26 protein-coding genes are annotated in these 25632 nt (G+C 65.3%); 19 read left to right on the top strand and 7 right to left on the bottom strand.

What is annotated here, in order from left to right:
• Window positions 1-2 precede the first annotated feature (2 nt).
• From AC1DMY_RS06110 to recO, 4 genes are all read left to right on the top strand, one after another.
• On the top strand, window positions 3-380 hold the full coding sequence (locus AC1DMY_RS06110) for a DUF4845 domain-containing protein (RefSeq protein WP_477164067.1): 378 nt from the start codon (window positions 3-5) through the stop codon (window positions 378-380).
• A gap of 15 nt (window positions 381-395) precedes the next feature.
• Window positions 396-1052 (top strand): ribonuclease III, encoded by a 657-nt coding sequence (rnc, locus tag AC1DMY_RS06115; RefSeq protein ID WP_441603240.1) that lies wholly within the window; start codon window positions 396-398, stop codon window positions 1050-1052.
• Entirely contained in the window at window positions 1049-1990 is a 942-nt protein-coding gene (gene era, locus AC1DMY_RS06120) for a GTPase Era (RefSeq protein ID WP_477164068.1), read from the top strand. Before rnc ends, era begins: the two co-directional genes overlap by 4 nt.
• A gap of 87 nt (window positions 1991-2077) precedes the next feature.
• Complete coding sequence (recO, locus tag AC1DMY_RS06125; protein ID WP_477164069.1) at window positions 2078-2788, top strand: DNA repair protein RecO; 711 nt, start codon at window positions 2078-2080, stop codon at window positions 2786-2788.
• A 2-nt stretch (window positions 2789-2790) separates the two neighbouring features.
• Here the strand turns inward: recO and AC1DMY_RS06130 are convergent, their stop codons facing one another.
• Complete coding sequence (locus tag AC1DMY_RS06130; protein WP_477164070.1) at window positions 2791-3546, bottom strand: response regulator; 756 nt, start codon at window positions 3544-3546, stop codon at window positions 2791-2793.
• A 44-nt stretch (window positions 3547-3590) separates the two neighbouring features.
• On the opposite strand from AC1DMY_RS06130, the gene AC1DMY_RS06135 reads away from it, so the two are divergent.
• The 13 genes from AC1DMY_RS06135 to AC1DMY_RS06195 all read left to right on the top strand — a co-directional run bounded on the left by AC1DMY_RS06135 (window position 3591) and on the right by AC1DMY_RS06195 (window position 16104).
• A complete protein-coding gene (locus AC1DMY_RS06135; protein ID WP_477164071.1) occupies window positions 3591-5612 on the top strand; it encodes a translocation/assembly module TamB domain-containing protein in 2022 nt (673 codons plus the stop codon).
• 47 nt (window positions 5613-5659) lie between these two features.
• The gene (locus AC1DMY_RS06140) at window positions 5660-6259 is read left to right on the top strand and encodes a YdbL family probable chaperone protein (RefSeq protein ID WP_477164072.1); all 600 of its coding nucleotides are present in this window, start codon (window positions 5660-5662) and stop codon (window positions 6257-6259) included.
• Window positions 6260-6341: 82 nt separating this feature from the next.
• Window positions 6342-7655: a 23S rRNA (uracil(1939)-C(5))-methyltransferase RlmD gene (rlmD, locus tag AC1DMY_RS06145; RefSeq protein ID WP_477164073.1), complete on the top strand. Its 1314-nt coding sequence runs from the start codon at window positions 6342-6344 to the stop codon at window positions 7653-7655.
• 67 nt (window positions 7656-7722) lie between these two features.
• Window positions 7723-8250, top strand: a complete 528-nt coding sequence (locus AC1DMY_RS06150) for a CYTH domain-containing protein (protein ID WP_477164074.1) — start codon at window positions 7723-7725, stop codon at window positions 8248-8250.
• Window positions 8244-9266, top strand: a complete 1023-nt coding sequence (gene nagZ / locus AC1DMY_RS06155; protein WP_477164075.1) for a beta-N-acetylhexosaminidase — start codon at window positions 8244-8246, stop codon at window positions 9264-9266. Before AC1DMY_RS06150 ends, nagZ begins: the two co-directional genes overlap by 7 nt.
• Entirely contained in the window at window positions 9263-9811 is a 549-nt protein-coding gene (locus AC1DMY_RS06160) for a hypoxanthine-guanine phosphoribosyltransferase (protein ID WP_477164076.1), read from the top strand. The genes nagZ and AC1DMY_RS06160 overlap by 4 nt, the downstream gene beginning before the upstream one ends.
• A gap of 26 nt (window positions 9812-9837) precedes the next feature.
• On the top strand, window positions 9838-10419 hold the full coding sequence (locus tag AC1DMY_RS06165) for an NADPH-dependent FMN reductase (protein WP_477164077.1): 582 nt from the start codon (window positions 9838-9840) through the stop codon (window positions 10417-10419).
• Complete coding sequence (locus tag AC1DMY_RS06170; protein WP_477164078.1) at window positions 10416-11159, top strand: S-methyl-5'-thioinosine phosphorylase; 744 nt, start codon at window positions 10416-10418, stop codon at window positions 11157-11159. The genes AC1DMY_RS06165 and AC1DMY_RS06170 overlap by 4 nt, the downstream gene beginning before the upstream one ends.
• A gap of 160 nt (window positions 11160-11319) precedes the next feature.
• A complete protein-coding gene (locus AC1DMY_RS06175) occupies window positions 11320-11526 on the top strand; it encodes a cold-shock protein (RefSeq protein ID WP_026633225.1) in 207 nt (68 codons plus the stop codon).
• Between the two features lie 96 nt (window positions 11527-11622).
• A complete protein-coding gene (locus AC1DMY_RS06180) occupies window positions 11623-12648 on the top strand; it encodes a glycosylasparaginase (protein ID WP_477164079.1) in 1026 nt (341 codons plus the stop codon).
• Window positions 12648-13382: a copper homeostasis protein CutC gene (locus AC1DMY_RS06185; protein WP_477164080.1), complete on the top strand. Its 735-nt coding sequence runs from the start codon at window positions 12648-12650 to the stop codon at window positions 13380-13382. Before AC1DMY_RS06180 ends, AC1DMY_RS06185 begins: the two co-directional genes overlap by 1 nt.
• A gap of 135 nt (window positions 13383-13517) precedes the next feature.
• Window positions 13518-14696 (top strand): MFS transporter, encoded by a 1179-nt coding sequence (locus tag AC1DMY_RS06190; protein WP_477164081.1) that lies wholly within the window; start codon window positions 13518-13520, stop codon window positions 14694-14696.
• Between the two features lie 43 nt (window positions 14697-14739).
• Window positions 14740-16104 (top strand): HdeD family acid-resistance protein, encoded by a 1365-nt coding sequence (locus tag AC1DMY_RS06195; protein ID WP_477164082.1) that lies wholly within the window; start codon window positions 14740-14742, stop codon window positions 16102-16104.
• A gap of 4 nt (window positions 16105-16108) precedes the next feature.
• Here AC1DMY_RS06195 and AC1DMY_RS06200 read toward each other — a convergent pair whose 3' ends face one another.
• From AC1DMY_RS06200 to AC1DMY_RS06220, 5 genes are all read right to left on the bottom strand, one after another.
• Window positions 16109-17878 (bottom strand): ABC transporter transmembrane domain-containing protein, encoded by a 1770-nt coding sequence (locus tag AC1DMY_RS06200; RefSeq protein WP_477164083.1) that lies wholly within the window; start codon window positions 17876-17878, stop codon window positions 16109-16111.
• A 69-nt stretch (window positions 17879-17947) separates the two neighbouring features.
• A complete protein-coding gene (locus tag AC1DMY_RS06205; RefSeq protein WP_477164084.1) occupies window positions 17948-18544 on the bottom strand; it encodes an IMPACT family protein in 597 nt (198 codons plus the stop codon).
• Complete coding sequence (locus tag AC1DMY_RS06210) at window positions 18537-19403, bottom strand: hypothetical protein (protein WP_477164085.1); 867 nt, start codon at window positions 19401-19403, stop codon at window positions 18537-18539. Before AC1DMY_RS06210 ends, AC1DMY_RS06205 begins: the two co-directional genes overlap by 8 nt.
• Window positions 19400-19954 (bottom strand): RNA polymerase sigma factor, encoded by a 555-nt coding sequence (locus tag AC1DMY_RS06215; protein WP_477164199.1) that lies wholly within the window; start codon window positions 19952-19954, stop codon window positions 19400-19402. Before AC1DMY_RS06215 ends, AC1DMY_RS06210 begins: the two co-directional genes overlap by 4 nt.
• 145 nt (window positions 19955-20099) lie before the next feature.
• Window positions 20100-21533 (bottom strand): lipase family protein, encoded by a 1434-nt coding sequence (locus AC1DMY_RS06220; RefSeq protein WP_477164086.1) that lies wholly within the window; start codon window positions 21531-21533, stop codon window positions 20100-20102.
• Window positions 21534-21678: 145 nt separating this feature from the next.
• Here AC1DMY_RS06220 and AC1DMY_RS06225 point away from each other — a divergent pair, with 145 nt between their 5' ends.
• Together AC1DMY_RS06225 and AC1DMY_RS06230 are read left to right on the top strand one after the other, a co-directional pair.
• Window positions 21679-22434, top strand: coding sequence for a YdcF family protein (locus tag AC1DMY_RS06225; protein WP_477164087.1), 756 nt, complete (start codon window positions 21679-21681; stop codon window positions 22432-22434).
• A 175-nt stretch (window positions 22435-22609) separates the two neighbouring features.
• Window positions 22610-24376, top strand: coding sequence for a chloride channel protein (locus AC1DMY_RS06230; protein ID WP_477164200.1), 1767 nt, complete (start codon window positions 22610-22612; stop codon window positions 24374-24376).
• A gap of 51 nt (window positions 24377-24427) precedes the next feature.
• On the opposite strand, the gene AC1DMY_RS06235 is transcribed toward AC1DMY_RS06230, so the two are convergent.
• Window positions 24428-25486, bottom strand: coding sequence for an NAD(P)-dependent alcohol dehydrogenase (locus tag AC1DMY_RS06235; protein ID WP_477164088.1), 1059 nt, complete (start codon window positions 25484-25486; stop codon window positions 24428-24430).
• Between the last annotated feature and the right edge of the window lie 146 nt (window positions 25487-25632).

A 25632-nucleotide genomic window follows, 5' to 3' on the forward strand; every position in this document is an offset into this window, starting at 1 on the left:
CTATGAAATCGAAGCAAACGGGTATCACCCTGATCGGGTTTCTGGTGGTGTTGATCGTCGTGGCGTTCTTTGGCTACATGGCCATGAAGCTGGTGCCGGCCTATACCGAATTCATGGGCGTGACCAAGGCCATGAACCAGCTGGCGAGTGAGGATGGTCCCAAGTCGGTGACGCAGGTCCGCAATGACCTGATGAAGAAGCTGGACTTCCAATACGTGAGCGACGACACCATCACGCCGCAGGACATCACTATCAAGCGCACCGGTAATGCGTCGTCGCTCAACATCAGCTACGACAAGCGCATTCCGTTTATGTACAACATCGACTTCCTGTTGCACTTTGAAAAGAGCGTGGCGCTGCAGGGTAATGTCGAAGGTTAAGCACAGGCCCAGGATTTGACCAAGCTCGCCTATTGTTTTCGTGATCCGGCCCTCGCCGTACTGGCGCTGACTCATCGCAGCGCCGGGAAGCCCAACAACGAGCGGCTGGAATTCCTGGGCGATGCATTGCTCGGCGTGGTGGTTGCCGAGCTGTTGTATGAGGCTCACCCGAACGCGAGCGAGGGCGAACTGTCCCGCTTGCGCGCGCAGTTGGTGAACGGCCAGGCACTGGCCGTCATCGCGCGCGAACTGGAACTGGGCGATGAGCTCAAGCTGGGCTCGGGTGAATTGAAGAGTGGTGGTTTCCGCCGCGACTCTATCCTTGCCGACGCCTTCGAAGCCTTGTTGGCGGCGGTGTATCTCGATGCCGGGTTCGAGGCGTGCCGCAACGTGGTGCGCGGTCTTTTCGAGCCGCTGGTCGCGGCCATTCCGCGCTCTTCCAAGGACGCCAAGACCCGCCTGCAGGAGCTGCTGCAGGCCCACGGCTGGCCCTTGCCGCAGTACGATCTGATCGACAGCCATGGCGAAGACCACGCCAAGACCTTCGATGTCTCGTGCGAAATCAACGAACCGGCACCCATCCGGGCCGAGGGCCACGGCACCAGCCGCCGGGCCGCTGAACAGGACGCCGCTGAAACCGTGCTGCGCCTAATGCAGGAAGTGAACTCATGAACGACAACGACGAACTCGATCTCGGCGCACCGGCCGAACTTCCCCACGACGATTTTCGCTGCGGCACCGTAGCGCTCGCGGGGCGTCCCAATGTGGGCAAGTCCACCTTGCTCAACGCGCTGATCGGGTTTCGCCTGTCCATTGTCAGCCCGCGTCCGCAGACTACCCGTCATCGCATCCTGGGCATCGCCACCAGCGAGGCCGGCCAGATCATGTACGTGGATACGCCGGGTCTGCATCGCGGCGCCAAGCGCGCGATGAATCGCAGCCTCAACCGTGCCGCACGTTCGGCGATCAGCGAAGTGGACGTGGTTGTGCAGGTGATCGAGGCGGGCCGCTGGACCGATGAAGACGAGGCGCTTTACGACGCCCTGGTCGAACAGAAGGTGCCGCGCCTGCTGGTGATCAACAAGGTCGACCTAGCCAAGGACAAGACGACCATGCTGCCCTTCGTGGCGGAGCTGATGGGGCGTCACAGCTTCGACGAGGTCTACTACGTCAGCGCGCTGAAGGAGAAGGGCCTGAAGGAGCTGGAGACAGGCATCCTCAAGCGCCTGCCGGTCCAGCCGCCGGTGTTTGGCGAAGACGAAGTCACCGATCGCAGCGAGCGTTTCCTCGCGGCGGAAATGGTGCGCGAGCAGCTCATGCTGCGCCTGGACCAGGAGCTCCCGTACGCCACCACGGTGGAGATCGAGCAATTCAGCGATCGCCCTGATGGCATCGCCGAAATCCACGCCGTGATCTGGGTGGAACGCGATGGCCAGAAGGCCATCGTCATCGGCAATGGCGGTGCTCAGCTCAAGGCGATCGGCACGTCGGCGCGGCGCCATATGGAGCGCACCTTCGAGCGCAAGGTTTTCCTTCGCCTGTGGGTGAAGGTGCGTGAAGGCTGGGTCGACGACGAGACGATGCTGAAGAAATTCGGCTACACCGATTGAGTCTGCGTGCGTGTGGCTCCGCTTGGTATGCCTGACCACCGCTGGTCAGGCGCGATCATCCACTGATTCGGGCCGATAGCCACCGCCATGCGTATCGAGCAGCAGCCGGCCTATGTGCTTCATTCGCGGCCTTATCGCGAGACATCGCTGCTGCTTGAATGCCTGACTCGCGACCACGGGCGTCTTGGCGTGGTCGCGCGTGGCGTGCGGCGCGAGCGTGCGCGCGTGCAGCGTGCGCAGTTGGAGCCGTTCCAGCCCTTGTCGCTCGATTTGCTGTTGCGCGGCGAACTGGCCACGTTGCAGACCGCGGAACATACGAGTCCGCCGTTGCGTCTGATGGGCGATGCGGGACTTGCGGGGCTTTACCTCAACGAGCTCTGCGTGCGGCTGACCGGTCGTCAGGATCCCTTGCCGGATCTGTTCGATGCGTATGCGCGCACGCTGCCGCGTCTTGCGAGCAGCGAGCCGCTGGCCTGGAGTCTGCGGCGTTTCGAGCGCGATCTGCTTGAAGCCATCGGTTACGGCCTGCAGATGGAATTCGAAGCGGAGTCCGGCGAGCCGCTGGAGCCGACCCAGCACTACCGCTATGTGGTGGAGCAGGGGCCTGCACCTTGTCGCCCGGGAACGGCGCATGCCTTGCGTGGAGCCGATCTGCTGGCCCTGGCCGCCGACGACATGCCCGATGCCGCTGGATTGTCTTCACTGCGCAGCATGATGCGCGAGGTGATCCGCTTTCATCTGGGCGGCGGAGAGTTGCGGGCGTGGCACGTGCTGGGTGCGGCGATGTCGCGTCGCTGAGCTCAGGCGGCCGTGTCGCCGCCAAGCGCATCGATGGTGGCCAGCAGCGAGCGGCGGAAGCGCGACAGCGGCGCCAGCGAACCGGAATGCTTCAGCTTGAGATGGCGTTGCAACAGCGTTGCCTGCACGCCCAAGGCCGCCGCCCCGCAGAAGCCGCAGGACGAACGCAGGCGATGCATGCGATCAGCGAGGGCTTCGGTGTCCTCCAGCAGCTCATCGAGATCCTGATACAGCCCCGCCAGCTCCGCGCGCAGCAGCGTGCGCATCGCCTTGACCACATCCGCGTCGCCCATGGTGGCGATCGCCTGTGCGTCATCCAGCAACGGCACGGCAGCGGCACCCGCGTGGACCAGCGCGAGAATGCGGCGAAGGTCGGCCAGGCTGCAGGGCTTTTGCAACACCTCGCTGAATTCGGCGGCAAGCAGGCGTTGCCGTTCGATGACATCCATCTCGGCGCTGGTGGCGACGGCGGTGCAATCGCTGGACCGTGCCTGCGGATCGTGGCGCAAGGCGGTAAGCACCTCTTCGGCGCCGGCGCCCGGCATGCGGCAATCCAGCAGGAGCAGGTCGAAGGCTTCATGCCGAGCCATCGCGATAGCCGAGGGGCCGTCGTGGCAGGCATGCGCGTGCAGACCGAGGCTGCGCAGGGCTTCCACCAGGAAAAGACGGCTGCTCGGGTCGTCGTCGGCCACCAGGGCGCGGACGGTGATGGGCGCGCTCCGATGGCCTAAAGGCTCGCTGGAAAGCGTGTGTTGCATGACTTGTCCGTGTCGTTCAGCTGATTTTGGCAGAATGGCGCTTCATGCGCCCCACATCAAGCCAACTTATTCTCACTCTATGCGTCCTCCTGTGGGCCGGCTGGTCGCTGCCAGCCCGCGCCGATGTTGCGCTGGGCGCCAAGACCGTGACCGTCCCCGGCCTGAAGATGCAAGGGGTGCAGTCGCAGATCGGCGAAGACGGAGAGGGCGGCCTCAAGCTCAGTTTGCGCGCAGCCAAGGCCGACGTGCCGGCGATGGGCTGGAAGCGCGTCGGGGTGGACCTGCAGGGCGTGCTCCAGCGTGACACCCATATGCGCTGGCTGTTTGATGGCACGGCCCAGCTTGCCGGCGCACCGGGCGCTGCGCTGAGCAACGCCAAGGTGTCGATGGTGATCGACGAGGCGGCCAACACGCTGCAGATCGACCTGACCCAGGGCGCGATCCAGGCGAGCACGGCCTTGCCGCTAGACCAGCCGACGCACGCCCAGATCAGCCTCAAGGGCGTGCCGTTGGCCTGGTTGCAAGGCTTGCTGAGCACGGTATGGTCCGGGCGAGCCACCGGCGGCAAGCTGGATGCCGACATGGCGCTGGATATTCAGGACAAGGGCCTGCAGGCGTCGGGCCAGTTCGCGTTGAATGGCGGCGGGTTCGATACGCCTGGTGGCGCGCTGGCTGGCCAATCGGTCAATGGCAACGGTCGTCTCAATCTCGATACGACCAGCGCGCCTACCCGCATCGACCTGGATGCCAGCCTTCGTGGCGGCGAGCTGCTGTTGGGCCCCATCTATGCGCGCCTGCCTGATCATCCCGTGCAGTTGAGCTTGTCGGCTGCCACGCGCAACGGCGCGGTCGATTTCAATCGCCTGCGCGTGGCCGACGCCGATGCCCTGCAACTGGAAGGCGCCATGAGTTTCAACGCCAAGGGCGATCTGCAGCAGCTCAAGCTCGATCGGCTGCAGTCGCGCTTCCCGGCGGCGTACCAGCGGTATGGGCAGGCATGGCTGGCGACGCTGGGCTTGCGCGACATGCGCATCGATGGCGAGCTCAGCGGCAATCTCGATCTGGGCGCCGATGGCCTGCGCAGTTTCGCTTTCGACACCGATGGCCTGGACGCGGCCGATGCCGACGGTCGCCTGGCCGTGAAAGGCCTGCGCGGCGGTCTCGATTGGAACGCCACCAACGATCGCCCGGTGACCTCGATGTCGTGGCAGGCCTTGCAGGTCTACCGCATTCCCAACGGTGCGACGCAGTTGCGCTGGCAGAGCAAGGCAGGTGCCTTGACCCTGCAGCGCGCGGTGGATATTCCGGTGCTCAATGGGCGCGTACATGTCGGCGATCTCGCGTGGCGCCCGGCCGCTGCCAAGGGGCGCCGTCTGGAAACCTCGCTTGCGTTTGCGGGCATCGACATGGCCTCGTTCTCGCGCACCATGGGCTGGCCCGAGTTCCCAGGAACCCTGGGCGGCGCCATTCCCGCCTTGCGCTGGGTGGATGACCGCTTTGAGCTCGAGGGTGGCCTGTCGGTCAATGTCTTCGATGGTTTTGTCGACATCACGCGTTTGAGTTTGCAGGGGCCATTCGGGCCCAGCCCCGTATTCACCGGCGATGTGCAATTGCGCCAGCTCGATCTGGGCGCGATGACCAGCGTGTTCGACTTCGGCAGCATCACCGGTCGTATGGACGGCTCCGTCAATGAACTGCGCCTGGTCAACTGGAACCCGGTGGCGTTCAAGGCCAGCCTGCTTGCTGGCAGTGGCGGGCGCATCAGTCAACGTGCCGTGAATAACCTGACCTCGGTCGGCGGCGGCGGCATGGCGGCCGGATTGCAGGGCGCCGTGCTCAAGCTGTTCAAGACGTTTGGCTATAAGCGCATCGGCCTCAATTGCACGCTGCAGGCGTCGGTATGCCATATGGGTGGCCTCGACAACGATGCCGATGGCTACACTATCGTCGAAGGCAGCGGCTTGCCGCGCCTGCAGGTGATTGGCCACCAGGCCCAGGTCGACTGGCCGACGCTCGTCCGCCGATTGAAGGCCGCCATTGAAGGCAATGGACCGGAAGTCCACTAGGGCAAAGCACGCCTTAGACCCATCCCCACCCCCAAGGAGTCGAAATCATGCGCAAGCTCGTCTATGGATTGCTGACCACGCTGTTGGTCGCGCTGGTGGGGTGCGTCACCATCAATGTCTATTTTCCTGAAGCGGCCGCGCAAAAGGCCGCCGACCAGTTCATTGGCACCGTGCTCGACAGTTCGGCGCCTGCGCAGCCGGCCAAGGACGAGCCGCCGGCGCCGAAGAAGAACAATCAGCCCTCGGCCATGTTGCTCGACCTGCTGATTCCCGCCGCCTACGCGGCCGATGCGCCGAATCTGCGCGTGCAGACGACGACCACGGAAGCGATCCACGGCCGCATGCAGGCGCGTTTCCGCGACACCTTGACGCCACTCTTCAATAGCGGTGCGGTGGGCTTCACCCAGGACGGGTTGGTGGCCGTGCGTGACGCTGGCAAGGTGCCGCTCGACCAGCGGGCCGGAGTGAGCGCCGCGGTGGCGGACGAGAATCGGGATCGCAATGCGCTGTACCGCGAAGTGGCCAACGCCAACAACCATCCGGAATGGGAAGCGCAGATCCGCGCCACTTTCGCCAAGGGCTGGATCGAGCGGGCGCGGCCGGGCTGGTATTATCAGGACCCCTCGGGGGCGTGGAAGCAGAAATAAGCTCATCGCTCCTCATCACCCGATCAACGCGCCCGGGTCCTGCTGATCCGGGCGTGCGCGTTTTTGGAAGACAGTTGCCACGATGAAAGAATTCGAAGCCACCATCACCGACCTCAGCCACGACGGCAAGGGCGTCACCCGGATCGACGGCAAGGCCGTCTTCGTCAGCGGCGCGCTGCTGGGCGAAGAGGTCAAGCTGCGCATCCGCAAGCGTCATCGTCACTACGACGAAGCGGAAGTGGTGGAACTGGTGACCCGTTCGCCGCATCGCGTGGAACCGCGCTGCCGTCATTTCGGCCAGTGTGGCGGCTGCTCGCTGCAGCATCTGGACGCAGCGGCGCAGATCGAAGTGAAACAGCGCGTGCTGAAGGACAACTTCGAGCGCATCGGCAAAGTGATGCCAGAGCTGTGGCTGCCGCCGCTGACCGACGAGCCCTGGGGTTATCGCCGCAAGGGTCGCCTTTCCGTGCGCTCGGTGGCGAAGAAAGGGCGCGTGCTGGTGGGCTTTCGCGAGGAGAGCAATCCGCGCTTTGTCGCCGACATCACCCAGTGCGAAGTCGTGCATCCGGCGCTGGGTCCCAAGATCGGCCTGCTGGCCGAGCTGATCAGCAGCATGGATGCCGCGGCGGATATTCCGCAGATCGAGTTCGCTGCGGGCGACGACGTGGTGGCACTGGTGTTCCGTCACATGCAGCCGCTGAGCGAACGCGATCAGGCGGCCTTGATCGCGTTCGGTCAGCAGCACGGCTTCGCGATTTATCTGCAGCCCGGCGGCGTAACCAGCGTGCATCCGTTGTGGCCGGAGTCGCCGCGGCTGGCCTTCAACATCCCCAGCGACGATGCCGCGTTCGCGGATGTCGAGCTGGAGTTCCGCCCGCTCGATTTCGTGCAGGTCAATGCAGGCATGAATCGCCGCATGATGGCGCGTGCGATGGAGCTGCTCGATCCGCAGCCGACGGATCGCGTGCTGGATTTGTTCTGCGGCCTTGGCAATTTCACGCTGCCGATCGGTCGGCGCGTCGCCGAGGTCGTCGGGGTGGAGGGCGAGCACGGCCTGGTCGAGCGTGCCGCAGAAAACGCCGCACGCAACGGCATCACCCATGCCCGCTTCGAAGTGGCCAATCTGTTCGAAGATCAGCGCCACACGCACTGGGCCAAGCAGTCGTGGGACAAGCTCTTGCTGGATCCGCCGCGCGCTGGCGCCGACAAGGTGCTGGAATACCTGCCGCACAAAGAGACCAGCCGCATCGTCTATGTGTCATGCCACCCGGGTTCGTTGGCGCGCGACGCAGGTATCCTCGTGCAGAAACATGGGTTTCGCTTGAGCGCGGCCGGCGTGATGGATATGTTCCCCCACACGGCGCACGTGGAGTCCATCGCGCTGTTCGAACGCTGAGTCATGGCAAGGAAGGCGGGACGCCTTCACCGCTCCGTCACATCCTTCCCCAATCATCGGTTGACGCATGGGCATCGAGATCGAACGCAAATTCCTCCTCAGCGATGACAGCTGGCGTGACGCCGTCACCGATAGCGAGCGCATCGCCCAGGGCTATCTGGTCAGCGCGCAGGCACTGCACGACGGTACCGCGCGCGCGTCCGTGCGCGTGCGCCGCACCGGCGATCGCGGGTGGCTCAACATCAAATCGGCCAAGCTCGGCATCGAGCGCGCCGAGTTTGAATACCCGGTACCCATCGCCGATGCCGAGCAGATGCTCGCCGAACTGTGCGACGGGGTGGTGGAGAAGATCCGGCATCACGTGATCGTCGACGGCGTGCTGTTCGAGGTCGACGAATTCTTTGGCGACAATGCGGGGCTGGTCGTGGTCGAGGTGGAATTGCCCACTACCGACGCAGCGTTTCCACGCCCCTCGTGGCTGGGGCGCGAAGTGAGCCACCTGCCGCGCTACTACAACGTCAACCTGATCGCGCATCCGTATGCGCGCTGGACGTCGGATGAGCGCCAGGCGGCCGGAGAACCCACCTCATGCTGATGATCGGTTTGGCCGGCACCACGCTCGCCGCCTCGGAGCATGCATGGCTGAAGGCGCCCGGCGTGTCCGGCGTGGTGCTGTTCTCGCGCAATTTCAGTACGCGCGATCAGTTGATGAAGCTGATTGACGATATTCGCGACGTCGGCGGCGACGACCTGCTCATTGCCGTGGATCAGGAAGGCGGCCCGGTCCAGCGTTTTCGTGACGGATTTACGCGCCTGCCTCCGTTGTCCACCATCGGCGCCGTGTACGACCGTGATCCCGAAGATGCCATCCGCCTCGCCGAAGAGCATGCCTGGGTGATGTCGAGCGAATTGCGCGCCAGTGGCGTGGATTTCAGCTTTGCGCCCGTGGTTGATCTCGCACGCGGCAATGCGGCGATCGGCCTGCGCGCCTTTCATGCCGACCCAGCGGTGGCTGCGGAACTTGGCCAGGCCTATGTGCGCGGCATGCACCTGGGCGGCATGGCCGCGGTGCTCAAGCATTTTCCGGGTCACGGTTCGGTGGCGGCGGATACGCACAAGGACACCGCGGTGGATACGCGTCCCTTGGACGTGATTCGTCGAGAAGACCTGTTGCCCTTCGTCGAAGGCATGGCGGCGCACGCGGAAGCGGTCATGGTGGCGCACGTGGTCTATCCCGAGGTCGATGCACAGCCGGCAGGATTTTCCTCGCGCTGGATCAAGGACATCTTGCGCAGCGAGCTGGGCTTTGGCGGTGCGGTGATCAGCGATGACATCAGCATGGCCGCCGCCGGTGCGGCGGGCGGCGTGACGGGGCGCGTGCATGCCCATCTGGATGCCGGTTGCGATCTGATGCTCGCCTGCTTCCCCGACGTAGTGGATGAGGCCATTGCCGCCGTACAAAACCGCGCGGCGAGCTCGCCCGAACGTATCGCCGCCTTGCGCGGCGACGTGGCCTCCACCTGGGACGGCCTCAACGACAACCCACAGCGCGAACGTTTCATCGCGCGCATCGCGGCGCTGCACGCCGTGGAAGGACAAGCTTCGGCATGAGTACATCCACCCCTTCACTGGCCACTGCGCTTGCAAGCGCCGAGCTGTTGTTCGATCGCGCGGCGCTGGAGTCGGTGATCGTCGACATGGGCCGCGATATCGATGCCGCCCTCGATGGCGAGCGAGCCGTGTTTCTCACGGTGATGAATGGCGCGCTGATTTTTGCCGGTCATCTCGCACTGTCGATCCGCACTGATGTCGAGTTCGACTATGTCCATGCCACGCGCTACCGCGGCGCCACCTCGGGCAGCGAGCTGCATTGGCTGCGCGAACCGATGGTGGATCTCACCGGCCGCACCGTGCTGCTGGTGGACGATATCCTCGATGAAGGCCACACCTTGAAGGCCGTGCGCGACGACTGCCTGCGTCGCGGCGCGCGTCGCGTGCTGGTGGTGAGCCTGTGCACCAAGCAGCACGATCGTTTGGTCGATGGCATCCAGGCCGACTTCAACGGCGTCCAGTTGCCCGACCGCTACGTATTCGGCTTCGGCATGGACTACTACGAGCAGGGCCGCAATCTGCCGGGCATCTACGCGCTCAAGTAAGGCGACGAACGACCACGGAGTCATGCATGAATGTTTTGGGGATTTCCGGCAGCCTGCGCGAGGCGTCGTTCAATACCGCGCTGCTGCATGCTGCGCGCGAGCTTGCGCCGGCCGGCATGAACATCGTGATGCATCGCCTGCATGATCTGCCGATGTTCAATCAGGACGTGGAAGAGCAGGGCGATCCCGAGTCGGTAGTGGAATTGAAAAACGCCATCGAGCGCGCCGACGGCCTGCTGATCGCCTGCCCGGAATACAACGGCGGCATCACCGGCGTGTTGAAGAACGCGGTGGATTGGGCCTCGCGCTCCGGCAAGGCGCGCAAAGTGGCTGCGCTCACCGGCAAGACCGTCTGCATCATTGGCGCGAGCCCGGGCGTCACCGGGACGGTGCGTGCGCAGGACCAGCTGCGCCTGATCCTGCGCCGAGCAGGCGCCCGCTCCGAGCCGCAGGGCGACGTGCTGGTGTTCCACGCACATACCAAGATCGTCGACGGCCAATTGAGCGATGAGCGGACGCGCGAGGCGCTGACTCGCCATCTGGCGGGCTTTGCCGAGCGACTGGCAGCTACCTCGAACGAATTGAACGCGTATAGGAATGCATCGTGAGCATCGATCTGGCCGTCATCGGCGGCAGCGGTTTGTACAATTTCCCGGGCCTGGAGAACGCCTCGCGCCATCGCATCGACACGCCATTCGGCGCAGCCTCGGGCGACGTGGTGACAGGCGATTTCGCCGGCCGCAAGCTGGCCTTTCTCGCCCGCCATGGCGAGAGCCACACGGTGCCGCCGCATCGGGTGAACTACCGCGCCAACCTGTGGGCGCTGCATTCGCTGGGTGCGCGCCGGGTGGTCGGCGTGAACGCCGTGGGCGGCATCCGCGCCGATATGGGGCCGCGCGTCATCGTCGTGCCCGACCAGATCATCGACTACACCCACGGCCGCTACACGAGTTTTTGCGATGTCGAGGGCGCCGAGGTCCGTCATATCGATTTCAGCGAGCCCTACACCGAGTCCCTGCGCCGCGAACTGATCGGCGCGGCGGCCAAGGCTGACATCGCTGTCATTGATGGTGGCTGCTATGGCGCGACGCAGGGTCCGCGCCTGGAGACCCGGGCGGAGATCGCACGCATGAAGCGCGACGGCTGCGACCTGGTCGGCATGACCGGCATGCCCGAGGCCGTGCTTGCCCGCGAACTGGAGCTCCCTTACGCCTGTCTCGCACTGGTTGCGAACTTCGCGGCCGGCTGCGGCGACGAGGCGGAAATCAGCATCGAAGAAATCTTCGCCCACCTGGCGGCGGCCACGGCCGAGGTGCCCCGTCTCTTGGGTGTTTTGCTTAAAAGCTGAGCAACCGGTACGGTTTTGATCGTGTCAAAGCGGTCACCATATTGCGCTTTGCCATAAAACATGTTGATACTTCCGTTGTGCCAGGGGCGGCGGACCAAGGGGTCAAGGTGGTTCAGCGCTTACCGTGGTGCATCCAGTCCATGATTCAGAGGTTCACGCAATGCGTTTCGGTACGGTCAAGTGGTTCAACGACGCCAAGGGTTTCGGCTTCATCGCGCCTGAGGACGGTGGGGAGGACGTGTTCGTCCACTTTTCGGCAATCAACTCCAAGGGCTTCCGTAGCCTGCAGGAAGGTCAGCGCGTGAAGTTCGAAGTCACCACGGGCCCGAAGGGCGCCCAGGCTTCGGGCGTCGAAATCGCCGGCTAATGTCGGCGCACCGGCGCCCGCGCCGGTCATCGATGTGAGGAAGCCCCGCGTCGCAAGGCGCGGGGCTTTCTTTTTTTTGATTGGAGTGGGGATGCGATGACGGATCGTAGAGGGTTTCTGAAGGCCTCCGTGCTGGGGGCCTCCGCCGTGGCGCTGGCCGGCGGCGCGCATGCGCTGGCAGGCGCCAGCGGGACGAGCAAGGGCAGCGTGGCTGCGCGCGTGATCTCGACCTGGGACTTCGGCGTGGCCGCCAACCAGGCCGCCTGGGGCGTGCTGTCGAAGGGCGGCGGGTCGCTCGACGCCGTCGAAGCGGGCGTGATGATCCCGGAAGCGGATCTGAAGAATCACAGCGTTGGCCGCGCCGGCTATCCGGATCGCGACGGGCATGTCTCCCTCGACGCCAGCATCATGGACGCCGATGGCAGCTGCGGCGCGGTGGCCGCGCTGGAGCACATCGCCCATCCGATTCAGGTCGCGCGCCGGGTCATGGAGCGCACGCCGCATGTCTTGCTGGTGGGCGACGGCGCGCTGCAGTTCGCCGTGGAACAGGGCTTCAAGAAAGAAGAACTGCTGACCCCCGAATCCGAGGCGGCGTGGAAGGAATGGCTGAAGACGGCCCACTACCAACCCTCGGCCAACAGCGAAGTTCGCGACTACGGCAAGACCGGCATGCCGGGCGGCAAGGACAACCACGACACCATCGGTATGCTGGCCATCGACGCCAGCGGCCGCCTGGCCGGCGCCTGCACCACCAGCGGCATGGCGTGGAAGATGCGCGGCCGGGTGGGCGACAGCCCCATCATCGGCGCCGGCCTGTACGTCGACGGCGATGTCGGCGCGGCCACCTCGACCGGCGTAGGCGAGGAAGTGATCCGCAACGTGGGCAGCTTCCTGGTGGTGGAACTCATGCGCCATGGCCGCTCGCCGCAGGACGCCTGCCGCGAGGCGGTGATGCGCATCGTCAAGCGCCGGCCCGCGGCGTCGAAGGATCTGCAGGTCGGTTTTCTCGCCATGAACAAGCACGGCGAAGTGGGCGCGTTCGCGATCCAGTCCGGCTTCTCCTATGCCGTGTGCGATGCGACCAAGCAGGACGGCTTGATCCCCGCCAAGAGCGTGTACTGATGGCAAGACGTCTGCTCGAAGTCGCAGCCAACTCGCTGGCGTCCGCGCTCGCCGCGCAGGCAGGCGGCGCGGACCGGGTGGAGTTGTGCACGGGCCTGGAGCTGGGCGGACTCACGCCATCGATGGCACAGATCGCCCAGGTGCGCGAGCGCCTGAGCATCCCGCTGTATGTGCTGATACGTCCACGCGCCGGCGATTTTCTCTACAACGATGACGAGCTGGACGTGATGCAGCACGACATCGAGAGCTGTCTTTCGCTGGGGTGCGATGGCGTGGTGTTTGGCGTGCTCGATGCAGATGCACGCGTCGACGTAGCGCGCTGCAGACCGCTGCATTCTGCGGCGGGCGGCATGGGCGTGACCTTCCATCGCGCGTTCGATATGGCGCGCGATCTGCCTCGGGCGCTGGAGGATGTGGTGGCCTTGGGGGCAGAGCGCGTGCTCACCTCCGGCGGCGCGATATCAGCCATCGACGGCGCCCATACGATTCGCCAGCTGATCGAACAGGCGGCTGGCCGCATCGTGGTGATGCCGGGCGCGGGCGTGCGGGCCGCGAATATCGCCGGGCTGGCGCAAGCAACCGGCGCGGCGGAGATCCACGCCTCGGCCAAGGGTGTGCTGCCATCGGGCATGCATTGGAGCAATCCCGCCTTGACCGACATGGCCGCTGGCGAGGTCCGCAGCGACGTGGATGAAGTACATGCACTGGTCGCCGCGCTCCACTCGCAAGCCTGATTTGCTGTTATTAAGGCCAATGGCGCCGTAGGCTCCAACCGCGTCACCCTTCTTCCAGAGAGCCCATGGCATGGACGAGCGGAGCGGCAGGCGAGGTGTTCGAGCGGCGCTGTCCCTGGCGCTGGGCGTGCGGCCATGAGTGCGCCGCAGGAAACCGCCGCCTCGACGGCCCTCGTGCTGCGCCGCTGGCCTCGTTTGCTGTCCACGGCCGCCGTGATCGTGGCCGCCACCATCTTCGGCCTGAGCTATAGCCTCTCCGCTCCCTTGATCGCCATGAGCCTGGCGGCGAGCGGGCACTCCGGCAGCTACATCGGCCTCAACGCGGCCATGCATGCGCTGGGCGTGTTGCTGATTGCACCCGTGATGCCAACCCTTGCCGCGCGCTTCGGCGCGCGCACGCTGGCCGTGGCGGCGCTCGTAGTGACGGCCGTCGTGCTGGCTGCGTTTGCGCGAGTGACCGACGTGACATGGTGGTTTCCCATGCGCATCCTGCTGGGCATGGCGGCGGAAGTCTTGTTCGTGATGTCGGAAACCTGGACCAACGTGCTCAGCACCGAGCAGGCACGTGGTCGCACCATGGCCGTCTATACCGCCGCGCTGTCGCTGGGCATGGTGCTGGGGCCGGCCTTGCTGTCAGTGCTGGGTGTGGATGCGGGCGCCTATCTGGCCGGCGCGGCCATCGCGCTGGCCGCCGTGGCGTTCATCCTGCCGCCCTGGGTGGTGGCTCCCCAGCGCAGTGTGCCCGAGCGGGCACAGCCGCTCCGCTATATGCGCCTCGCGCCGATTGCCCTGGCCACCACCGTGCTGAACGCGGGTGTGGAGACGGCGGGGCTTTCCTTCATCTCGTTGTACGCGACGCAACTGGGCTGGACCGAAGCGCGCGCCATGCAACTGATTTCGGTGTTGATGCTCGGCGCCATCGTGTTGCAACTGCCCATTGGCTGGCTGGCGGACAAGGTCGACAAGCGGCGCCTGGTGCTGGCGCTGGCCACGATTTCCGCGCTGACGGCGTTGTTCTGGCCATTTGCCTTGCGCGAGACATGGCTGGCCTTCGCCGTGGTGTTTGTGTGGGGTGGACTGTTCGTGGGCATCTACACCGTGATGCTGGCGATGGTGGGCAGCCGCTTCCAGGGCAACGATCTGGTGGGCGTCTACGCCGTGATGGGGCTGGCCTGGGGCTTGGGTGCGCTGGTGGGACCGACACTCGCGGGCGTGGCGATGGGCGTGAATGCGCTGTTCGGTTTGCCGGGCATCATTGCGCTGGGCTGCGCGGTGTTTGCGGTGTTCCTTGCGAGGTCGCGCAGCGAAACCTGAGGGGCGTCGCGCTCGCACGTGGTTCGAACGATGGAGTCGTCACATGGTGCAGTTGGGCTTGCTTCTGTTGGGCAGCGATTTCATCCGGCGGCGCTGGCTGATCCTCGCCATCGGCGGCATCGCCTGGGCGGCGCTGGGCGTGGCGATCTTCATCGATGCGTTGGACAACGTGCTGTATTTCCCCGTGCACGTGTTCGGCTATCTGCTGGTGGTGGAGGCGGTGGTGACACTGGCGGTGTCATCGCCCCGGCCCGGCACTTCGGCCGCGTTGCGCAAGGCGCGGGGCGTGGTGTTCCTGATTCTCGGCTTGTTGATCGTCGATCCGCATCATGCGGCGAGCGTGATCCTGGCGATGGCGTTTGGCCTCGCGTTTCTGGTTGACGGCATCTTCCGTATTGCGGCGGCGCTGGTAGTGCGCTTTCGTGGTTGGAGACTGTCGTTGCTCACTGGTCTGCTCGAAGTGGGCTTTGCCGTTTTCATGGTCGAGCCGTATCCCACGTTTTACGCGGGCACGGTGCCGTACTGCATCGGCATGGGTCTTTTTCTCTCGGGTTGCGGCATGTTCCGGCAGGCCTGGCGGCTGAAGAAGCTGCCCGACCACGCGGTCCTTTCGTGGCTGTTGATGCGTGACATGCCGGTGGCCGATGCAGGCTTCACGCCCGAACCGCTGGATGAAGTCGCGGGCGATCTGGTCGTTTACGTGTGGACGCCCACTGGCTCCGTTGACGACGCCGTGCCTCAGCCACTGGTGGATCGCTATATCGCGGCGGTGGATGCGAAGGGCGTGATCTCTACAGGACACGCGGCATTGGGATGTCCGCCCGGTGTGTATGTCAGTCACTATCCGGCGGTCGAAATCGATCGCTCCAGCGGCGACTTCACTCGCATGCTGCGCGCCACGGCGATCAACGACGTGCCTGGAAAATTCCAGCCCAGCTACGCGGAGGAATCCGCCGGCTGGTGCGAATCGAACGCCGAAGTGCGTTTCGATCGCTACGATCGCCAGCGTCTGCTGGCGTTCTGGAAGCGCTACCGCGAAGACAGCACTTACAACCTCACCAATCGCAACTGCAGCAGCTCGGTGGCGCATTGCCTGGAGGCCGCACTGGAAGGATCGTCGGCAAAACGCGGCTTCGTCCGCACCATGGTCAATCCGGAACTCTGGGTCGCCGCCCAATTGCGCAAGCGCGCCGAGGCGATGGCCTGGACCCCGGGGTTCGTGCTCGATTACGCCCGCGCGCTCAAGGCAGCCATCCATCCCACGCCCTTGGGCTGGTATACGCTGATTGCCTCGATCAAACGTTTCTGGCGCTACGCGCACATGATCCGTCGCGGCGAGCCGATGAGCGCTGCTTCGATGGAAGACAAAGCGAGCGCCCATGCTGCGCGCAAGCGTTCGATCGAGTGATGCCTCAAGCGGTGAACTGCAGCCTGGCCAGTTCCGCGTAAAGGCCGCCTTCGGCCAGCAGGCTTTGGTGCGTGCCTTGCGCCACGATGCGGCCGCCGTCCATCACCACGATGCGGTCGGCGCGCTGCACGGTGGCGAGGCGGTGGGCGATGACGAGGGTGGTGCGGCCCTTCTCCAGACGCTCCAGGGCCTGCTGGATCGCGGCTTCGGATTGGGCGTCGAGCGCGGAGGTGGCTTCGTCCAGCAAGAGTAGGGGGGCATCCCGCAGGATGGCGCGGGCGATGGCGATGCGCTGGCGTTGGCCGCCGGACAGGCGCACGCCGCGTTCGCCGAGTTCCTCGCCATAGCCTTTGCTCATCGCCATGATGAACTCGTTCGCTTCGGCGGCGCGGGCGGCATCGCGCACTTCCTCATCGTCGGCATCTTGGCGGCCGAAGCGGATATTTTCGGCTGCGCTGCCGCCGAAGATCACCGTTTCCTGCGGCACCAAGGCGATGGCGCCGCGCAACTCGGGCAGGGCGAGTGCGCGCAGGTCGATGCCATCCAGCGTGATGCGTCCTGTCTGGGGATCGTAGAAACGCAGCAACAGGGCGAACACGGTGCTCTTGCCCGCGCCAGAAGGACCCACCAGCGCCACGGTTTCACCGGGGCGAATACTCAGGTCGAAGTCGTGCAGCGCGGGCGCGTCGGGTCGGGACGGGTAGTGGAACTGGATGTGTTCGAAGCGCAACGCGCCTTCCATCGGGCGAGGCAGGGCCGCAGGCTGCGCGGGGCTGGTGATCTCGGCGCGCTCTTCGAACAGTTCGCCAATGCGCTCCATCGCGCCTGCTGCGCGCAGCACGTCGCCCCAGACTTCGGACAGACCGGCGAGCGAGCCGGCCGCGAGGAACGCGTAGATCACGAACTGCGCGAGCACGCCGACATCGAGCGTGCCGGCCAGCACGTCGCGCGCGCCAGCCCATAGCACCAGTGCGATGGCGCCGAAGAACAGCACAATGACCGTCGCCGTCAGGATCGACCGCATGCCAATGCGCTGCCGCGCGGTGGCCAGTGCGCGGGCAATGGCGCCGCCGTAGCGCGCGCTCTCGATGTCTTCGCGAGCGTACGCCTTGACGGCAGGCGCGGCATTGAGCGTTTCATTGGCGACGGCCGCGGCGTCGGCAAGTCGATCCTGGCTGGCGCGCGAGAGCTTCTGGACGCGGCGGCCAAACACCAGGATGGGCAGCATCACTGCCGGAATCACCAGTGCGGTAAGACCGGCCAGCCGCGGGCTGGTCCATACCATCATGGCGGTGGCGCCCAGCAACATCACGGCGCTGCGTAGCGCCACGGAGATGCCCGAGCCGATCAGCGCCTGGATGACCTCGGTATCGGTGCCAAGGCGCGAGATGAGTTCGCCCACGCGGCTGCGTTCGAAAAAGCCCACATCGAGCCGGATCACATGCGCATAGAGTTGGGAGCGCAGCGACGCCAGCGAACGCTCGCCCAGCAGCGCGATGCAGTAGTAGCGCGCCGCCGTGGCAAACGCCAGGACCAAAGCGACGCCAAACAGGCCCAGGAAGGTGGCATTGATGGTGGCTAGGCTGGAATGGCCAAAGCCCTGGTCGATCATGTGCCGCACGGCCATCGGCAACACCAGCGTGGCGCTCGAAGATATCGCCAGAAACACCAGCCACCCGCCGGCAAGCGCGCGATGGGGGCGCACGAACGGCCATAGCTGCATCAAGGTGCCAATGCGACGCGTGGGGCGCTGGGTGTCGGCGGTTTCGCTCATGGGTTCTCGTCGTCGGCATCCGCGCCGGGCTGGCGCATCTGTTTGAAGGTGGGGCGGCTCACGCCCGATTCAATCCAGGCGGCGTGCGCTGTGACGACCGCGGCTGAGGTCATTGACCAGCGCCTGCGCTTCATCGGCATGCCTGTCTGGCAATTGGATCTGCAAGGCAACCCCTTGCGCATCGAAGCTTTCCTGCACGATCTCGGCATCGAACTCGCGCAGGCGTGCCTTGAGCAGGGCCAGTTCGGCGAAGTCGCAGCGCAGGCCAAGCCGCGCCATGGCAACCAAGGGAACGCGTTCGGCGCGACGCAGGCACTCCGCTGCGGTGCCGCCGTAGGCACGCACCAATCCACCGGCGCCCAGCTTGATGCCGCCATACCAGCGCGTGACCACGACCACGGCGCGATCGATGCCTTGGCCTTCGATGGCTTGAAGGATGGGACGTCCCGCGGTGCCTCCCGGTTCGCCGTCATCGTTGAAGCGATAGTCCTGGCCGATGCGATAGGCCCAGCAGTTGTGGGTCGCTGCCGCTTCGCTCACCTGGCGTACGAAGGCCAGCGCCTGCTCGGGTGTCTGTACCGGTGCGGCCTGGGCCAGGAACCGACTTTTCTTGATGTCCTCGCTGTGCTGGCAGGCAGCGGCCAGGGTGTGCAGCGGATCACTCATGATCAGGCAGTTGCGCTCGCAGGTCGTCGGGCAAGGACACGTCCGGATGCGTCTGCTGGAATGCGGTCAGCCGCTGCACGCCTTCGTCGTGGCGATGCAAGGCGAACAGCTGGCGGATCTTCTCCAGCTCTTGCGCTGGTGTATCGGCGGCGTTGACTGCCGTACTGTCCGGCGAAATAGCGGGGGCGGCCATGACCTTCATCGCCGTTACGCGCTGGCTGAGTACGCCTGAGGCGGCCGTGGCTCGCATGCCGGCCTGCGGTGCATAAGCGGACGGGGCGGCTTGCGCGACAGGCGCGGGGGCTGCCGGCGCAGGCGCCGCCGCCATGCTGTCCTCGTTCATGGCTGCCAGCGGTGCGGCTTCTGTGTCGGAGGCGGGGGGCTGCGCGGTCGCGACGACCGGCGCCACCACTTTCGCCTTCATGGCGGAACGGATGTTGTCCCGCTTCGCTGCAGTCGGTGCCGCGATGCGCGCCGCCGGCGCTGCAGACGCCAATGGTGCGGCAGGGGCGTTGACGGCCTCGGCACCGCTTTGACTGGACGCCGCTTGCGCCGGTTCGTTCGCGGGCGCAGCACTGACGGCGACAGCGCGCGAAGCAGGCCCTTGCGGTACGTTCGTGGGCTGTTGCATCGTGCGCCAGCCCAGCCCGGCAGCCACCACCAAGACCGCCACACTGGCAACCGCGACCGGCCAGCGCGTGACGACGCGGCGCTTGTCAGCGCGCACGGCGTCGGCTGCTGCGCGCTGGATGGCGTTATCCATGGCGGGCGACGGTTCCTTGCGCGGCAGGCTGCGATAGAGCGACTTGAGCTCGTCTTCGCCGGGCAGCGCGTCGTTGTCGTGGTCGTGCGTATTCATTCGGCCAACTGTTCGCGCAAACGGTTCATGGCATAGCGCAGTCGCGATTTGGCAGTTTCGCGTCCCACGCCGGTGACTTCGGCAATCTCCTCCACGCTCAGCTCGTTCTCCAGGCGCAGCAGCACGGCGGTGCGCTGCTCATCGGGCAGTTGTTCGATCGCCAGCTGCAGACGCCGGCGACGTTCGAACTCCGACAACAGGTGCTCGGGTTGTTCGTGTTCCGGTGACGCCGTCACTTCGAATACCCGCTCGGCCTCCTCGCCGGTGGCGAGGGGGCGCTTGCGGCGGTAGCTGTCGATCAGCAGGTTATGCGCGATCTGCAGTAGCCAGGTGGTGAATTTGGCCTGCGGCGCATAACGCGCCCGCGAGGCCACGACGCGGCTCCAGGTCTCCTGAAAAAGCTCCTCGGCCAGCTGCGGATCGCGCGCCGCGCGCAGCAGGAATCGATACAGCGCAGCCCGGTGCCGGGCGTACAGCGCGTTGAACGCGGCTGGCTCGCCCCGGGCATAGGCCAGCATCAGCGTCGCATCGTCGTCCACAGGGGCATCCATGGGCGGCGAGGTTAAGCCAAACCGGGGCTTGGGGTAAGCAGGCGGGTCAGTGGCAGGCGTCCATTGCAGTGTTGGGTTCAGGAAGGGTGGCTGCATTCTCATGTAACGCAGGCCATCGTCACTCGGGGTTTGGCGGCTCCCGAAGTCAGGGGATGACGTCACCTGCTACAGGGTGCGAGAAATCCTCCGGCTCGCGCTTTTGAGTCAGCCGGAACACGCCTTCGCGCACCTGGCGTGGCAGCACCACGTCGAGCACGGTGGTCTGGTGCGGGGCCAGGATCAGGAACAGGTCGTCGCTGGCCGCCGTGCTGGCGATGGCGTGATGCACCAGTCCGGCGAGATCGGCGGGTTCGATCGTCGCGCTGTAAGGACGATGCCCGTCCATCGCGGCACGCAAGGTGCGTCGGCTGTTGTCGGGGTCAGCAACGCGGCCGGTGCCGGCCAGCAAGCCATGGTTGAAGAAGAACGTGATCACGTGACCCTGCCGGCTGTTCGCCTGGCGGTCGAGCATGAAACCCTGCGGCATCCAGTCGGGATTTGGCGGCGTGCCGGCCTCGAACAACAGGCGTGCGCCGAGCAGAGGCTCGCCCGCTTCGTCGGTGAGGCGAACAACCAGCATGCTGCGCGGATCATGGATATGGATGCGGGGCGAGAACGGACCCACCGGCTCCTTTTCCACGGGCGCGGCGTCGCGTTGTGCGTTCTCTGCATCGAAGGCGTCGCACAATTGGCGGTAGCCGGCCACGTCGCGCACCTGCAGGCAGCGCAGCAAGGCGTCCACCGTCGCTTGCGGTGCGGCTGCCATCACGCCTTGCTCGAGGCCGGAGTGGGCCGCACCCGGAATCAACTTGAAGGCAGTGCGCGGCGCGATGGTGGCATTGATGGCCAGCGTGGCATCGTTGCCGCTGCCCTGGCGTGCGAGCACGGCATGGCGAGCGTTGAGGTTGGCTGCCGCGATGCGGACGACGCCATCGGAACCGTCTTCGCCGGTATAGCTGTTGATATGGTCATAGAGCGATCGATCGGGTCGATCGCCGGTGAGCACGAACAGGAACTGGCCGCGCTCGGTCGCGTCATCGCCGTGGATATGATCGAGATTGAGCGACAGCGATTCGCTGCTGCCCAGTTCCAGCCAGTCGAGTATGCGTTGCCCCAGTTCCACCCCACCGGCCCACGCGTGCAGGCGGCTCAGCACGCTTTTGCCGAGTTGGGCGAGGGCGGAGCCGAAATTCGCAGGCGCCAGCATCATCAGGTGAGTAAGGCGGATGGTGCTGAAGGCGTGCGGTCGCTCGCGTTGCGCGCGCAGCCATTCGCGTACGACGGGGCCGCCGGTGGAGTGTGTGACGCAGACGAAGCTCGCATCCTGCAGATGCAGGTCGCGCAGGGCGTGATCGAATCCGCGCACGACGTCGGCCATGGTGACCACGTCATCGAAGCTCACGTATTCGGACAGCCAGATATCGGCCACCGCCAGTGCGATGCCACCGGATGCGGCCTGCGCCTGGAGACGCTGTGGCAGCAAGCCATACGTTGAAGTGTTGGTGACGCTCCAGCCGTGCACGAAAACGAGTGTGGTCATGAACCGGTCCCCGCGGTGTCACATTGTCCGCTCGCCAGCATGCTGGCGTCTCCCCAGGGCGACAGGTCGATCGACCCTGCGCTATCGCCTCGCCATAGCGTAAGGCCCTAAGATGCCATGCCTTTCCATGGAGCGGGGAATCCGCATGCTGGCCATTCTGTTCGTGCTGCTGCTGTTGATCGTGTGGCTGTATCGCCTGCGCTGGCGCAAGACCGCGCGCACGCTGTTGATCGCGAGCCTGCTGCTGTTCTTCGGCATTGGTTGCGGCGCGCTGCCGCGCTGGCTTTCCGACGGCCTGCAAGCGGGATATGAAGTCGATCCGGCCATGGCGTGGACGCCGCGCAATGCGATCGTGGTACTGGGCGCGGGCACGGCGGTAGAGGAAGGCCATCCGCTGCAGCCTTCCTACTTCGTCAATGGTCGCCTGTTGCGCGCCGCCCAGCTTTATAGCGCGTGCAAGTCTGCCGGGAAGGAGTGCCGCCTGGTGGTGAGCGGTGGCGATTCGCAGGATCACGGCGAGGCCGAGGCGGTGGTGTATGGCCGTGCATTTCGCGCGCTCGGCATTCCCGCCGCGGATATGTCGATTGAATCGCGCAGCATGAGCACGTGGCAGAACGCGCAGTTCAGCCGTCCGATCCTCGCCGAATACGCGCCGCAGCACATCGTGCTGGTGACTTCCGGGATTCATCTGCGTCGGTCGCTGCTCTACTTCGCGCATTTCGGCATCGCGCCGCAGCCGGTGGCTGGCGACTGGGTCAATGCGCGCAGGGAAGTGGCGCCCGACTCGTGGAACTTCATGCTGATGGATGCCTCGCTGCACGAGTATCTGGGCATCCTGCGTTACCGGGTCTACAACGTGCTGGGCTGGAACGCCCCAAAGGCGCCGCCGCTGGGCGCCTGAAGCGCCCAATAGCCGTTCATTTTCCAGCCAGCTACTGAGCGCATATCCGCGTAACCTTGCGCGGCTTACCTAACGCCAGTTGCCCTCGATGCCCTCCGAACTGCCCTCCGATCCGCACTCGCGTGCGGCGCTTCCGCTTGCCCCGTCGCTGGACCCGACGCTGACGGCGGCGCATATGCCGCGCCATTTCCGTCCGCTGGAGCGGCGCGTGCTGTGGATCTGTTTCCTCGCCATGCTGCTGGGTTCGGCGGTGGCGCTGGTGGCGCGTCTGCTGACGGCCTTGATCGGTTTAGTCACCAACCTCGCGTTTTACGGGCGCCTCAGTACTGAATTCAGCAGTCCCGCGGGCAATCATCTGGGCCTGTGGGTGATTGCGGTGCCGGTGATCGGCGGCCTGATTGTCGGCGCGATGGCGCGCTGGGGTTCGCGTGCGATTCGCGGACACGGCATTCCCGAGGCGATGGAGCAGGTGCTGCTCAACGAGAGCAGGATTCCGCCGCGCATCACCTGGCTGAAGCCGGTGTCGTCCGCCATTGCCATCGGCACGGGCGGTCCGTTCGGCGCCGAGGGGCCGATCATCGCCACTGGCGGTGCACTGGGCTCGCTGATCGGCCAGCTGCTGCGCGTTACCGCGGACGAGCGCAAGACGCTGTTGGCCGCGGGTGCCGCAGCAGGCATGGCCGCCGTGTTCTCCGCGCCGATCTCATCCGTCTTGCTGGCCATCGAATTGCTGCTGTTTGAACGTCGTGCGCGTTCGCTGATTCCGGTGGCGCTGGCGGCGGTGATGGGCACAGCGGTGCGCTACCTGCTAGAAGGCAATGAACCGATGTTCCCGATGCCGGCAATCGCCACGCCGGCACTGAGTGCCGTGGTTGCCTATATCGTCATGGGCATCGTCACCGGCGTGGTCAGCGTTGGCATCACCAAGCTCACCTATGCCATTGAGGACGGCTTCGAGAAACTGCCGATTCACTGGATGTGGTGGCCGGCCATCGGTGGCGTGGTAGTGGGTGTGGTGGGTTACTTCATGCCGGCGACGCTCGGCGTGGGCTACGGCAATATCGCCGCGCTGATTGCCGGTCAGGTCGGCTTCGCCGGCATGCTCGCGCTGTGTCTGATGAAGCTGCTGTCATGGTCGGTGGCGCTGGGCAGTGGAACCTCGGGCGGCACGCTCGCACCGCTGTTCACCATCGGCAGCGCGATGGGCGGCGTGCTCGGCCTGTTGTGCGTGAACTGGTTGCCATGGTTGCAGGTGGATCCGCGCGTGGCGGCGCTGGTGTGCATGGCGGCGATTTTCGCGGGGGCGTCGCGCGCCTTCCTCACCTCGGTCGTTTTTGCGTTCGAGACGACTCAGCAGCCGCACGGCCTGCTGCCCTTGCTCGGCGCCTGCGCGGCGGCATACCTGGTTTCGGGTTTGTTGATGCGCAACACCATCATGACGGAGAAGATCGTCCGTCGCGGCGTGCGCGTGCCAGATGAGTACACGGCTGATTACCTGGAGCGCCTTGCTGTTGGCGAGGCATGCAGCCGAGACGTCGTGAGCCTGCGCGCCAGCGAGACGATTGGCGAGGTGCAGGCCTGGCTGTCGACGGAACATGCACCGGCCAAACATCAGGGCTTTCCGGTGGTGGACGAGCAGGGCCGCTTGCTGGGCGTGGTGACGCGCCGCGATCTGCTGCGGGCCGGCTCGCCGCCGGATGCGCAAGTGCATTCGCTGCTGCATCGTCCGCCCCTCGTGGTGCGCGAAGACCACACGCTGCGCGAAGCCGCCGATCATATGGTGGAAGCCGACGTCGGCCGCCTGGTGGTGATGGATCGCCAGGGACGCCGGATGGTGGGCATCATCACGCGCGGCGATCTGCTCAAGGCGCATGCGCAACGACTGCGCGAAGCGCATGAGGCCAGTCGTCATCTCGGCGGAAAAACAAAACCGGCCGTGTAAGGACCGGTTTTGTGTGACATCCGGGCGGCTTGCGCTGCCCGGGTCAGTACATCAGGCTGCCTTGAGCGAAGCCATGTCGATCACGAAGCGATAGCGCACGTCGCTGCTGATCACACGCTCGTAGGCGGCATTGATGTTCTTCATGTCGATCACTTCGATGTCGCTGACGATGTTGTGCTCGGCGCAGAAGTCCAGCATTTCCTGCGTTTCGGCGATGCCGCCGATGGCCGAGCCCGAGATCGAGCGGCGACCCAGCAGCACCTGCGCAGCGTTCACCGGAGGATCGAGCGGCTGCAGCTGGCCGACCAGGCAGATCACGCCGTTGATGCCGAGCGTGGCCAGGTAGGGGTTGAGGTCGTGCGGGTTGGGCACCGTATCGAGGATGAAGTCGAACTGGCGCGACACGGCGGCCATCTGCTTCTCGTCGGTGGACAACACCACATGGTCGGCGCCCAGGCGACGCGCTTCCTGTTCCTTGCCCGGCGAACGGGTGAACAGAGTGACATCGGCGCCCATCGCCTTGGCGAACTTCAGGCCCATGTGGCCCAGGCCGCCGAGGCCGATCACGGCGATCTTGCTGCCCTTGCCGATGTTCCAGTGGCGCAGCGGCGACCAGGTGGTGATGCCCGCGCACAGCAGCGGCGCGGCAGCCTTCAGGTCCAGCTTGTCGGAGATCGACACCACGAACTTGTCCGAGACCACGATGCGCTCGGAGTAGCCGCCGAAGGTGGGCATCTTGTCGTGGCGATCGATGCCGTTATAAGTCCACGTGGCGCCTTCCACGCAATACTGTTCGAGCCCGGCGTTGCACGACGCGCAATGCTGGCACGAGTCGACCATGCAGCCCACGCCTACCGTGTCACCGACCTTGAACTTGGTGACCTCGGGGCCGACGGAGCTGACACGGCCCACGATCTCGTGGCCGGGCACCATCGGGTAGAGGCTGCCGCCCCATTCGTCGCGCGCCTGGTGGATGTCCGAGTGGCAAACGCCGCAATACAGAATGTCGATCACCACGTCGTTCGCGCGCGGATCGCGGCGTTCGAACTGATGCGCGGCCAGCGGCGTGGTGGCGGACTGAGCGGCGTAGCCGCGGATGGAAAGCGTCATGGCATGACTCCTTGGGGACGGGACAGCAAGGTGGTCGAGTATGGTCGCCCGGCATGACGCCCGGGTAGCCGATTCCTGCGAGATGATTGCCCGATCCTGCAAGCCGGTGGCCTAAGGCCTCGCCAAGTGGCGGAGAAACAGGCAAT

The organism is Dyella sp. 01L423 (assembly GCF_056399945.1).